The organism is Pseudomonas sp. 91RF (assembly GCF_003576265.1).
GTDB lineage: Bacteria > Pseudomonadota > Gammaproteobacteria > Pseudomonadales > Pseudomonadaceae > Aquipseudomonas > Aquipseudomonas kribbensis.
Map to the genome: position 1 here is coordinate 84,012 of NZ_QWFC01000029.1, position 11,236 is coordinate 95,247.

The 11,236-nt window shown below is 60.9% G+C and carries 9 protein-coding genes; 7 read left to right on the top strand and 2 right to left on the bottom strand.

The window, feature by feature from the left end:
* Positions 1-9: 9 nt before the first annotated feature.
* Positions 10-558 carry a membrane integrity-associated transporter subunit PqiC gene (locus DXT77_RS14930; protein ID WP_119428174.1) on the top strand — a complete coding sequence of 183 codons (549 nt, stop codon included), beginning with the start codon at positions 10-12 and terminating at the stop codon, positions 556-558.
* Here DXT77_RS14930 and DXT77_RS14935 read toward each other — a convergent pair.
* The gene (locus tag DXT77_RS14935; RefSeq protein ID WP_119428175.1) at positions 519-1,829 is read right to left on the bottom strand and encodes a HAMP domain-containing sensor histidine kinase; all 1,311 of its coding nucleotides are present in this window, start codon (positions 1,827-1,829) and stop codon (positions 519-521) included. The genes DXT77_RS14930 and DXT77_RS14935 overlap by 40 nt on opposite strands.
* 326 nt (positions 1,830-2,155) lie before the next feature.
* On the opposite strand from DXT77_RS14935, the gene DXT77_RS14940 reads away from it, so the two are divergent.
* The 6 genes from DXT77_RS14940 to DXT77_RS14965 all read left to right on the top strand — a co-directional run bounded on the left by DXT77_RS14940 (position 2,156) and on the right by DXT77_RS14965 (position 10,206).
* Complete coding sequence (locus DXT77_RS14940) at positions 2,156-2,809, top strand: histidine phosphatase family protein (protein ID WP_119428176.1); 654 nt, start codon at positions 2,156-2,158, stop codon at positions 2,807-2,809.
* A 291-nt stretch (positions 2,810-3,100) separates the two neighbouring features.
* Positions 3,101-4,813 carry a lipid IV(A) 4-amino-4-deoxy-L-arabinosyltransferase gene (gene arnT / locus DXT77_RS14945; RefSeq protein WP_119428177.1) on the top strand — a complete coding sequence of 571 codons (1,713 nt, stop codon included), beginning with the start codon at positions 3,101-3,103 and terminating at the stop codon, positions 4,811-4,813.
* Positions 4,810-6,339, top strand: a complete 1,530-nt coding sequence (locus tag DXT77_RS14950; RefSeq protein WP_119428178.1) for a glycosyltransferase family 39 protein — start codon at positions 4,810-4,812, stop codon at positions 6,337-6,339. Before arnT ends, DXT77_RS14950 begins: the two co-directional genes overlap by 4 nt.
* A 199-nt stretch (positions 6,340-6,538) precedes the next feature.
* A complete protein-coding gene (locus tag DXT77_RS14955) occupies positions 6,539-7,552 on the top strand; it encodes an iron ABC transporter substrate-binding protein (protein WP_119428179.1) in 1,014 nt (337 codons plus the stop codon).
* 3 nt (positions 7,553-7,555) lie between these two features.
* Positions 7,556-9,151, top strand: a complete 1,596-nt coding sequence (locus DXT77_RS14960) for an iron ABC transporter permease (protein WP_119428180.1) — start codon at positions 7,556-7,558, stop codon at positions 9,149-9,151.
* The gene (locus tag DXT77_RS14965; RefSeq protein ID WP_119428181.1) at positions 9,148-10,206 is read left to right on the top strand and encodes an ABC transporter ATP-binding protein; all 1,059 of its coding nucleotides are present in this window, start codon (positions 9,148-9,150) and stop codon (positions 10,204-10,206) included. The genes DXT77_RS14960 and DXT77_RS14965 overlap by 4 nt, the downstream gene beginning before the upstream one ends.
* A 7-nt stretch (positions 10,207-10,213) precedes the next feature.
* Here the strand turns inward: DXT77_RS14965 and xerC are convergent, their stop codons facing one another.
* Positions 10,214-11,059, bottom strand: a complete 846-nt coding sequence (gene xerC, locus DXT77_RS14970; protein ID WP_240789138.1) for a tyrosine recombinase XerC — start codon at positions 11,057-11,059, stop codon at positions 10,214-10,216.
* Positions 11,060-11,236 lie beyond the last annotated feature (177 nt).

Consider the following 11,236-nt stretch of genomic DNA (forward strand, 5'->3'; position numbering starts at 1 on the left):
AGCTTTGCCATGGCTTTACCGCTGAAGTTCACCGTGCTCGCCGCGTGCCTGCTGCTGGGTGCCTGTCGCAGCGACCCGATCAGTTTCCACACCCTGACCCCGGCGCAACCGATGCCTGGCCGATCAGGACAGGACATCGCAATCGAAAGCATCAGCGTGCCGCCCCAGGTCGACCGTCCGCAAATCGTCATCCGCCAGGGCAACAGCGGGCTGGCAATTCTGGAAACCCAATGGTGGGGCGCGAGCCTCAGTGACGAGCTGCGCAGTGCGCTGGTGGATCAGTTGAGCAACGCTGGAGTTGCGCGCAAAACATCGGTGCGCATCGATGTGCAGCGTTTCGATTCGATCCCCGGACAATACGGGCTGATGGATGTGAAATGGCGCCTGCGTCCGGCCGATGCGGGCGACAGCGGCCTGCTCACCTGCCGCTCGATTCTGCAGACGCCTTCCGGATCGAGCATCGACGATCTGGTGAATGCTCAGCAGAACAACGTCAAACGCCTCGCCGAGCTGATCCGTCAGGCCGCCGGCAATGCGCGCAGCTGCCCGCCGTCCTGAGCCGCCGGCTTCAATTCCACGCTGAAGCGGCTGCCGCTGGACTGGCCGCTGCTCAACTGCACCCGCCAGTGCTGGCGCTTGCAGATCCGCTGCACCAGCGACAACCCCAGGCCAAGGCCCTCGCCGCGCCCCTCATCGCCGCGCACGAACGGCTGGAACACTGCCTGACGCTGTTCCTCCGGAATACCGATGCCGCTGTCTTCCACCACAAAACCGTTGGCGGTCAAGGTCAACCGGACGAACCCGTGATCGGTGTAGTGCCAGGCATTGCGCAACAGGTTGCCCATGACCGATTGCAGGAACGTCAGGTTGAAGCGTTCCATGCACGGCTGCTCCACCTCGTAGAAAAACTCCAGGCCCTTTTCACGAATCAACCGGCCCCAGATCTCGCTCTGGGCATCCGCGACGTCCTTGAGCGTGACGCAAATGTCGCTGCCGGTATCGTCCTCGGCGCGAGCCAGCATCAGGAAGGTATCCACCAGCTGGCGCATCTCGTGGCTGGCCCGGGCGATGCGATTGACCTGTGCGGTTGAACGGGCATCGAGCGATGGATTGGCGAGCAACAACTCGCAAGAGCCGCAAAGCACCATCAATGGCGTGCGCAGTTCATGGCTGACATCGCTGGTGAACAGTTTTTCGCGGCTCAGGGTTTCACGCAGGCGGCCCAGGGTCTGGTCGAACGACAGCGCCAGCTCGCCCACTTCGTCTGCGGCGTAGTCCGGGTGCAGCGGAGGCGCCAGCACCAGCAGTTGGTCTCGATGGCGCACCTGACGCGCCAGACGAATCACCGGCGCCATCACCCGTCGAGCCAGCAATCGCCCCAGCACGACCGCCAACAGAACACTCAGGACAAAACCGACCGTGACCACAATGAACAGCAATCGCTCGCGCTGTTCGAGGCTCTCCTGATCGCGCAACAACACATATTTGCGTCCACCGACCACCTCGACCATGGCGAAGAAGTCATCACCATCGAAGCTGATTTCCTGAAAACCTGGGGCCAGTGACGCCAGCGAGGGAATGAGCGCCATCGCGCCAGAGCCGCCCTCGAAGAAAAACAACTCGCTCTTTTCCGGCTGATGGCTCCAGCGATTGATGTCCTCCATGGCCAGCAGGCGATGCAGACCGCCGCTCAAGGTGCTGGTAGCCAGCCGGTGCTCGACGACATGCACGGCAGCCACGATGCCCAGCGCGAACACCCCAGCGACGAGAGCGCTCATCAAAGCGAACACGATGACGATCCGTTTCGTCAGGCTTTGCTTGAGATCCATTCGGGTCGATGACTCCACTGCTGAATTCAGACTTCGCGGTCAAAAACAGGCTAGCACCGCGATATTGACCGAACCTGCGCAGCTTCACCGCAAACATAAACATTTGTTAAGACTGGCCGGTAAAAAAAGGGTATTTGAGTCTGGTTATCAAACACCGGATTAGTTGGGTTTTATCGACTCTCGCGAAATTTTCACATGTTCTTCACCGCCCCCCGACGTGCACGAACGTAATGTTCAGCCATTATTCAAGTACATAACTATAAAAGTTGGTTAAATCGCCGGCCCAACTCGCCTGCGACGTCAAGGGGCATGCCGTGGAGCGACAGATGCAATTAACAGCGACATATAAACAGCGCCGCACGCTTGGACTTGGAAAACTGTTGACCGGCATCGGTGTAGTGGTCGCCATCGGGCTGGTCAGCGGCTTCGTCTGGGTAACCCGCTCGCCCGTCGACCTGGGTAACGCCGGCAAGGCCGCCCGGGCTGACTGGACCCAGGCCTGGCAGGCTGGCGAAATCGTGGCACTGGTGCGTCACGCCGAACGTTGCGACCGTTCCGACAACCTCTGCATGGGCCCGGCCGATGGCATCACCCAGGCCGGCAACGACTCTGCAGCGCTTGTAGGCAAAGGCTTCGTGGGTCTGGGCATGCAGCAGGCGCAGGTGTTCACCAGCCCGTTGACCCGTACCGTGCAGACCGCGCGTGCCATGTTTGGTCAGGACGCCACAGCCCAGACCTGGCTCGAGTCCTGCGGTTCTTCCCTGCGCAACGACGTGGTGGCGCACAAGGTTGCCAAGCACAATCTGGTGCTGGTCACCCACAGCGGATGCATCAGCGATTTCGAAAAGCAGACCGGTTTTCCTCACGCGGTCGCCGCCGAATACGGCAGTACTCTGTTTGCTCGCATCGATGACAAAGGCCAACTTAAAGTGTTGGGCATCATGAATGCCGATGCCTGGTCTCAACTCAATAGTCATTAATGCTTTAGTTGGGGCGGACCGACAAGGTTGCACTTTTTAACTAGTCAGGAACGGACTTCATTAATTTGTAATGAAAGATGTATCTGCCCCCGATTTACTGGACAACGGTTTTTTTTAAGCTTGGCTATAGTGCGAGAACTCCGGCCTGGAGGTTCGGCAGTTCTCTGGATACAGGAAACGCCCGTCTCCCGATCGCACACCTGCATTCATTCAACACGATGACCCGCCCGCTCAGGAACGCGCCGGGCAGGCCATCGACACAAGAACTTCGTTTGGCACCAAGGCTTTGTCATGACGTCTGAAAACAACCCGCTGCGACACGCTGCCCGTCATTTCTCCCCCACCACGACTTTCGAGCGTTGGGCCATTCCCGGCCTGATTCTGGCTTTCGTGGTGTTTTATCTGTTGCCGCTGATGACCCACGGCCTGTGGATCCCCGATGAAACCCGCTACGGCCAGATCAGCCAGGAAATGCTGCTCAGCGGCAACTGGGTCGCACCGCATTTCATGGGTATCCGCTATTTCGAAAAACCGATTGCCGGCTACTGGATGATTGCGATCGGCCAGGCGATCTTCGGTGAAAACCTGTTCGGCGTGCGTATCGCTTCGGCCCTGAGTACCGGTGTCAGTGTCTGGCTGACCTACCTGATAGCTCGCCGGCTGTGGAACAACCCGCGCATCAGCGTCGCCAGCGCCCTTCTTTATATGAGCTTCGGGCTGATTGCCGGCCAGGCCGGTTACGCCAACCTCGATCCGCAATTCACCTTGTGGGTCAACCTGAGCATGGTCGCCGTGTGGTTTGCCATCGACAGCCAGACCCCTCGCGCTCGCCTGGGCGGCTGGGCGCTGCTCGGTGTCGCCTGCGGTATGGGCCTGATGACCAAAGGATTCCTGGCGTTATTGCTGCCGGTGCTGATCGCCCTGCCCTACATGATCTGGCAACGCCGCTTCAGCGAACTGGTGCGTTACGGACTGGTTGCCGTGGTGGTTTGCGTGCTGATCAGCCTGCCGTGGGTCTTGGCGGTTCATTACCGGGAACCCGATTTCTGGCGATTCTTCTTCTGGCACGAACACATCCGTCGTTTTGCCGCCGGCGATGCCGCGCAGCACGCCCGTCCTTGGTGGTTCTACCTGCCGCTGCTGTTTGCCTCCACCCTGCCGTGGGCCGTTCTGCTGCCTTCGACGCTCCTGCGCACCTGGCGCGAAAAGCGTGAAGCCAAAACCGCCTACCTGGCGTTGTGGTTCCTGCTGCCACTGGCCTTTTTCAGCCTGAGCAGCGGCAAGCTGCCGACCTACATCATGCCGTGCCTGCTGCCGATCGCCCTGTTGATGGGGCAGACCGTGGTCAACTGGCTGGATCAGCACAGTGGCCGTGTCCTGCGCCTGAACGGTGTGATCAATACCGTCATCGCCAGTGCGGCGCTGGTGGCACTGCTTTATCTGCAGGCGACCAAGGAAATCTACGAAAACACCGAGATGTTCAGCCTGTCGCTGGCCTATATCGTGCTGGTGGGCTGGATCATCGCCAACGCCTTGCAAGTGCTGCGTCCGCTGACGTTGTGGGCGATGCCCGCGCTGGGTATCGGCTTGCTGGTGGCGTTGTTGCCGGCGGCCATGCCGGGGCAGATCGTCAACAGCAAGATGCCTGATCAGTTCATTGCCGAGCATCAACAGGAACTGAGTGAAACTGCGTCGCTGCTGAGCAACGACCTGGGCGCGGCTTCCGCGCTGGCATGGCGCCTGAAGCGTCCGCAGGTGGATCTGTTCAACACTATCGGTGAGCTGAAGTACGGCCTCGAAGACCCGGCCATGGAAGCACGTAAAGTCACGATGGACGGCGTCGGCCAGTGGATGACCGAAGCGCGGAAGAAAGGCGCGGTCGGTGTGGTCTTGCGCGTCAACAGCACGCAGGAAGAGCAGGAAGTCGAATTGCTGCCGGTAGACGGCAAGCATTATCGTCGCGGCAATCTGCAGATCTTCATCTTCCCGCAGCGCCAGCCATGACCTTGCGCAATAACGACCGGGGCGCCCTGCTGCTCCTGCTGGCCGCCAGCGCCCTGATGTTGCTGCTCGGTCTGGGCAGCCGCGAACTCTGGGGCGCAGAAACCCGCTGGGCGAACATCGCGTTGCAGATGATGCAAAGCGGCGATTATTTCGACCCTTACCTCAAGGGTGATCCCTACTACGACAAGCCGCTTTTGTCGTACTGGCTGATCACCGCGACCGCCTGGTTGACCGGCAGCCTGGATCACTGGTCGCTGCGCCTGTCTTCGGTGGTGTCCGCCTGGCTCAGTGTCTGGCTGGTGTATCTGCTGGGCGAGCAGTTGTTTCGCAAAGGCACGGGCCTGATCGCCGGGTGGATGCAGGCGACCACCTTCTATTTCGTGTTCTGGGCGCGGGTCGCCACTGCTGACATCCTGACGGTCTGCGGTGTGCTGGCGGCGGTCTGGTGGTATTGGCGAGGGCCCGACGACACGCGGTTTTCGCGTTATCTGGTGTTCTGCGTTCTGCTGTCGCTGACGTCGTTGTTCAAAGGTCTGATCGGTTTCATCCTGCCGGGGCTGGTATTGCTGCCGCACCTGCTGAGTGAGGGCCGCTGGAAACGTCACCTGAACCTGCGCCTGCTCACGGCGCTGGTGATTGCCGGGGCGTTCTACATGACGCCGTTCCTGCTGTCGCACCTATACGGCGCGCCGAACTACGGGGAAAGCGGCCTGGGGCTGGTGTTGCGGGAAAACGTCGTGCGGTTTTTCCAGCCGTTCGACAACATCGGCCCGATCTACACCTATTTGCTGTACCTGCCGATCTACACCCTGCCCTGGGCACCGTGCTGGATCATTGCCCTGTGGGTCGCGGCGAAGAACTGGAAACACATCGAGCCCGACACCCGTTGGCTGATTCAGGGCCTCGGGTTGTTGATGCTGTTCTTCACCGCCAGCGGCAGCCGGCGCAGTTACTACGTGCTGCCACTGGTGCCGTTCGCGCAACTGCTCGGGGCCTGGTGGATCACCCGGCGCATGGCGGCGCGCAACGCCGAAAGCCCGTTTGGCGGGCGCGGACTGAAAATCGGTTTTGCCGTAACCACGGTGTTGCTGCTGGGGATTCTCGGCGTGCTCTACCCCTGGACCAACAGCGGTGGCGGCGCGATCCGTTTCGGCGAGACCGTGCGCCTGCAAGCCAGCCAGCGTGCGCCGTTGAGCCAATGGCACTTCGTCATGGTCGAGGTGGACAACAAGGTTCCGATGTACCTGCAGACCGGCGGCGAGCCGTTCTACTATGTGCCGGAAACCCGCGACTTCCCTCGCGATGGCGATGCTGCCGCGATGTTCGAATGGCTGGAACGCACCAGCGGCAAGCACTGGGATCCGAAGCGTACGATCTTTGTCGCCCAGTACCGCACCGGCGAACCCGTGCCGCTCTCCAGGCTCGGTCAAGACCATCAGGTCATCACCACCACCCCGACACGCGGCGAACAAGTGTTCCATGGCCGCGAGGATCAAAGCGTCGCCTACCTGCCCCAAGGCTCCTGAAAGACAACGCCGGGTTCGCCCGGCGTCCCCGCCCAGTGACTGCTAACCTGAATGGCAATGACATGTATTAACGGTTTGTTTGACGTTTTTTTCTCATTTGCCTCTCTACATTGCCAGCCAACATATGCAAATCATTCGCATTGAAGTTTTCCGGCGAATGCTTGCCCATAACGTCTAAAAAAACAGGAGCTGCTCCGTCATGAGTCCATCCCTTCCGTCCTTTCTCAAGCACGCTACTCTGGCAACCGCGCTGCTCGCAGCCGGTCAGGTGTTTGCCGCCGATTCCGTCGGCATCGTGGTCTACAACGCCCAGCATGAAACCCTGACCAAGGCCTGGGTCGCCGGCTTCACCGAGGAAACCGGGATCCCGGTCACGATCCGCAACGGCGACGACACGGAAATGGGCAACCAGCTCGTGCAGGAAGGCGCAGCCTCTCCAGCGGACGTGTTCCTGACGGAAAACTCCCCGGCCATGGTGTTGGTGGACAATGCGAAACTGTTCGCCCCGGTGGCACCGGCCACTCTTGAACAAGTGGGCTCCGCCTATCGTCCGGCCCATGGTCAGTGGGTCGGCATCGCCGCTCGCTCGACAGTCTTTGTCTACAACCCGGCCAAGCTGCCGGAAAAAGACCTGCCAAAATCCCTGATGGATCTGGCGACCTCGGCGTGGAAAGGTCGCTGGGCTGCGTCCCCTGCCGGTGCCGACTTCCAGGCCATCGTCGCCGCCGTGCTGGAACAGAAAGGCGAAGCCGCCACCCTGGAATGGCTCAAGGGCATGAAAGCCAACTTCACCGCCTACCGCGGCAACAGCTCCGTGCTCAAAGCGGTGAACGCCGGCCAGGTGGACAGCGGCGTGATCTATCACTATTACGCTTTCGTCGATCAGTCCAAGACCGGCGAAAACAGCAAGAACACCGCCCTGCACTACTTCAAGCATCAGGATCCGGGCGCGTTCGTGAGCATCTCCGGTGGTGGCGTGCTGAAGTCCAGCAAACACCAGGAAGAAGCACAGAAGTTCCTCCAGTACATCACCGGCAAGCAAGGCCAGGAAGTGCTGCGCACCGGCAACTCCTTCGAGTACGCCGTGGGCAAGGACTCGGCTTCCAACCCGAAACTGGTGCCGTTGAAGGATCTGGACGCACCGAAAGTCGACGCATCGAAGCTCGACAGCAAGAAAGCCGTCGAACTGATGACTCAGGCGGGACTGCTTTAATTGATGCCTGAAACTCTGCCGGCGGGGATCGCTGCGGCGCCCTCCGCCAACCTTTCACGCAGGTCCCGCGCCCTCAACGGGCGCGGGAGCCCCTGGGTGGTCGTACTGGCGATCGGTGTTTCATTGCTGTCGTTACTGCCGATCGGCTTTGTGGTCGGCGTGTCGTGGTACACCGGCTGGGCGACCATCGAAGCCTTGATCTTCCGCCCTCGGGTGGCCGAACTGCTGGTCAACACCGTGCTGCTGGTGTTGATCACCCTGCCAATCTGCATTGTGCTGGGCATTACACTGGCCTGGCTGACCGAGCGCACCAATCTGCCCGGTCGGCGATTGTGGTCAGTGCTGGCGGTCGCGCCGCTGGCGGTGCCGGCGTTCGTGCACAGCTATGCATGGGTCAGTCTGGTTCCGTCGATCAATGGGCTGCCGGCCGGTGTGCTGGTGTCGGTGATCGCTTACTTTCCGTTCCTTTATTTGCCGATTGCGGCGACGTTGCGTCGTCTCGACCCGGCGATCGAAGATGTGGCCGAATCCCTCGGACTAAAACCGTGGGCCGTGTTTTTCCGGGTGGTACTGCCGCAATTGCGGCTGGCGATCTGTGGCGGTGCACTGTTGGTCGGCCTGCATTTGCTGGCCGAATATGGCCTGTACGCGATGATCCGTTTCGACACCTTCACCACGGCCATTTTCGATCAGTTCAAATCTACCTTTAACGGCCCGGCCGCCAACATGCTCGCCAGCGTTCTGGCGCTGTGCTGTCTGGCGATGCTGACCGTAGAGTCTGCCGCCCGTGGCCATGCACGTTATGCCCGGGTCGGTTCCGGCAGCGCCCGGGAACAGCGGACCGTAGGCCTGAAGCGTGGCACCGCCGCCCTGGGCCTGTGCCTGCAAACCCTGACCTGCCTGCTCGCCCTAGGCGTTCCGATGCTGACGTTGGGCAGATGGCTGATCGCTGGCGGCGCTGAAGTCTGGCAAGGCGAAGAATTGTTGCCGGCCTTGCTTCAGACCCTGTCGTTCGGCGTGGCCGGTGCGGTGTTGACCAGCCTTGCAGCGATCCCGATTGCCTGGCTGTCGATCCGCGCGCCCGGCAAACTGCAACGTTTGCTGGAAGGCTGCAACTACATCACCAGTTCTCTGCCGGGGATTGTCGTGGCGCTGGCGCTGGTCACCGTGACGATCCACTTCGCCCGGCCGATCTATCAGACCACCATCACCGTGCTGCTGGCGTACCTGCTGATGTTCTTGCCGCGGGCGCTGGTCAGCCTGCGTGCCGGTTTCGCCCAGGCGCCGGTGGAGCTGGAAAACATCGCGCAAAGCCTCGGCCGCTCGCCGCTGCGCGCCTTGTGGCTGATCACCCTGCGTCTGGCCGCACCCGGTGCGGCGGCGGGTGCAGCGCTGGTGTTCCTGGCGATCACCAATGAATTGACCGCAACCCTGTTGCTCGCGCCCAACGGCACGCGCACCCTGGCCACCGGTTTCTGGGCCATGACCAGCGAAATCGACTACGCCGCCGCAGCACCTTACGCGCTGCTGATGGTGGTGCTTTCGCTGCCGCTCACGGCCATCCTCTATCACCAATCCAGGCGCAGTGCCGGCCGATGAACGCTCTCGATATCATCAATCTCAGTAAATCCTTCGGCGCACAAACCGCACTGGACACCATCAACCTGTCCGTCCCGACCGGCAGTCGCACCGTGATCGTCGGCCCGTCCGGCTCCGGCAAGACCACGCTGCTGCGGATGATCGCCGGGTTCGAGTTCCCCGATGCCGGCAGCCTGACGCTAAACGGCCAGACGTTGGTCGACAGCACCCACGCCGTGCCCGCCTACCAGCGCCAGATTGGTTATGTTCCCCAGGATGGCGCGCTGTTTCCGCACATGACCGTGGCGGACAACATCGGTTTCGGACTGAGTGAAACCGGCAGCGCCAGAACCGAACGCATCCAGGCCTTGATGGACAGCGTGGCCCTGAACGCCAGCATGGCCAGCCGCTGGCCCCATGAATTGTCCGGCGGCCAGCAGCAACGGGTGTCGCTCGCCCGGGCATTGGCCCAGCAACCGCGCCTGATGCTACTGGATGAACCCTTTTCCGCCCTCGACACCGGCCTGCGCGGTGCCATGCGCAAAATGGTCGCCCGTCTGCTCGAAGAGAGCGGCGTGACAACGATTCTGGTCACCCACGACCAGGGCGAAGCCTTGTCGTTTGCCGATCAGCTGGCCGTCATGCGTGACGGGCGACTGGTGCAGTCAGGGCATCCGATGGACCTTTACCGCTATCCGGACGACGAGCAGACCGCACGGTTTCTCGGCGAAGCCGTGGTCATGCCAGCGCAGATCGAGGCCGGTTGGGCCCATTGCGATCTTGGACGAATCGCGGTGAACAGCAACGGTTTCTCCGGTCCCGCACAGATCATGCTGCGCCCGGAACAGCTTCAGCTGCCCGCCCTCCCCGCCGATTCAGACGGCTGCAACGCCGTGGTCACCGAACGCGATTTCGGCGGCAACACGTGCACCCTGACGGTCGAGTTGCGGGCCGCAACCAATGAAGAACCCGGTCGTTCGCTGCTGGTTCGCAGCACCGGAATGCACGCGCCGCCGGCCGGCAGCGCGGTACAACTGTCGATACTAGGGGCGGCCCACGTCTTCGACGCGTCGTAGCACTCGACTACAGATCGAAACGATCCACGGCGCGACGCCGTTCATTGTCGTCGCGCACGTCGTAGTTGGCGGTCGTCTGGATATTGCTGTGGTGCGCGAGTTTCTGGGCGATCGACAGATCGTGCTCTTCGATCACCCGGGTGATGAACGAACGCCGGAAATCGTGGGGCATGATCTTCACCCCGACCTGAGTTCCACGCTGGCGGGCGATGTAATAGATCGCGTGCTTGGTGATGCGCTCCCGGGTGATGTGGCTGCCACGGCGGATGCGGTTGAACAGAAACGTATCGTCGCTCTCGCCTTCCTTGAGTTCTGAACGGCGAAACTCCAGCCAGGCATTGAGTTTGGCAAAGGCCCAGGCCGGTGCGTATTTGATCAGTTGCTTGTTGCCCTTGGCCGTGACGCACAGGCTGCGTTCAGTGAAGTCCACCTGGTTCAGGTCCAGATCCACCGACTCGGATTTACGCATGCCGGTGCCGTACAACAGCGCAATCACCGCCGCATCACGCAGCCCCTGCGGACGCGGATCGGCCGCGCAGACTTCCATCAATTCATGGATCAGCGTGCGCTTCAGGTTGCGCCCCTGAGACAGCCGCGTACCGGCAATGCCCTTGACCGAGCGCATCTTCAACAGGTGATCCTGGCTGATCAGGCTCATGCGCCAGGCTTCGTTCATGACGCCGCGAATGGCGTTTACATAGAGTGAAGAGGTGTTGGGGGCGTAGTTGTCGGCGCGCAATGCGGCGACTAACGCGACAACATCCTCGGGTTGCAGGGCGTGCCAGGGAATGTCCTCGACATTCATGTCTTCAAAGCCGAGGCGATCGGCGGCATCTTGTAAAACGTACCGCATGGTGAGTTGGCTGGAAGGTGCCAAACGCGCCAAATACAAGGACAAAGGGTTACTGGTGATAGATTCTGAAGAGGTAACGGATAAGCTGCTCAAACGAAAGGCCTTGAGTAAAAAACAGTCCAGCACAACAACTAACAACTGCAATGAACTTGAAGTAAGAAAGAGTCTTGTAGTAGG

Bases quoted from the DNA above. Each gene is read 5' to 3' on its own strand.
- DXT77_RS14930 (WP_119428174.1), top strand. From the start codon at position 10: ATGGCTTTACCGCTGAAGTTCACCGTGCTCGCCGCGTGCCTGCTGCTG.
- DXT77_RS14935 (WP_119428175.1), bottom strand. From the start codon at position 1,829: ATGGATCTCAAGCAAAGCCTGACGAAACGGATCGTCATCGTGTTCGCT.
- DXT77_RS14940 (WP_119428176.1), top strand. From the start codon at position 2,156: ATGCAATTAACAGCGACATATAAACAGCGCCGCACGCTTGGACTTGGA.
- arnT (WP_119428177.1), top strand. From the start codon at position 3,101: ATGACGTCTGAAAACAACCCGCTGCGACACGCTGCCCGTCATTTCTCC.
- DXT77_RS14950 (WP_119428178.1), top strand. From the start codon at position 4,810: ATGACCTTGCGCAATAACGACCGGGGCGCCCTGCTGCTCCTGCTGGCC.
- DXT77_RS14955 (WP_119428179.1), top strand. From the start codon at position 6,539: ATGAGTCCATCCCTTCCGTCCTTTCTCAAGCACGCTACTCTGGCAACC.
- DXT77_RS14960 (WP_119428180.1), top strand. From the start codon at position 7,556: ATGCCTGAAACTCTGCCGGCGGGGATCGCTGCGGCGCCCTCCGCCAAC.
- DXT77_RS14965 (WP_119428181.1), top strand. From the start codon at position 9,148: ATGAACGCTCTCGATATCATCAATCTCAGTAAATCCTTCGGCGCACAA.
- xerC (WP_240789138.1), bottom strand. From the start codon at position 11,059: ATGCGGTACGTTTTACAAGATGCCGCCGATCGCCTCGGCTTTGAAGAC.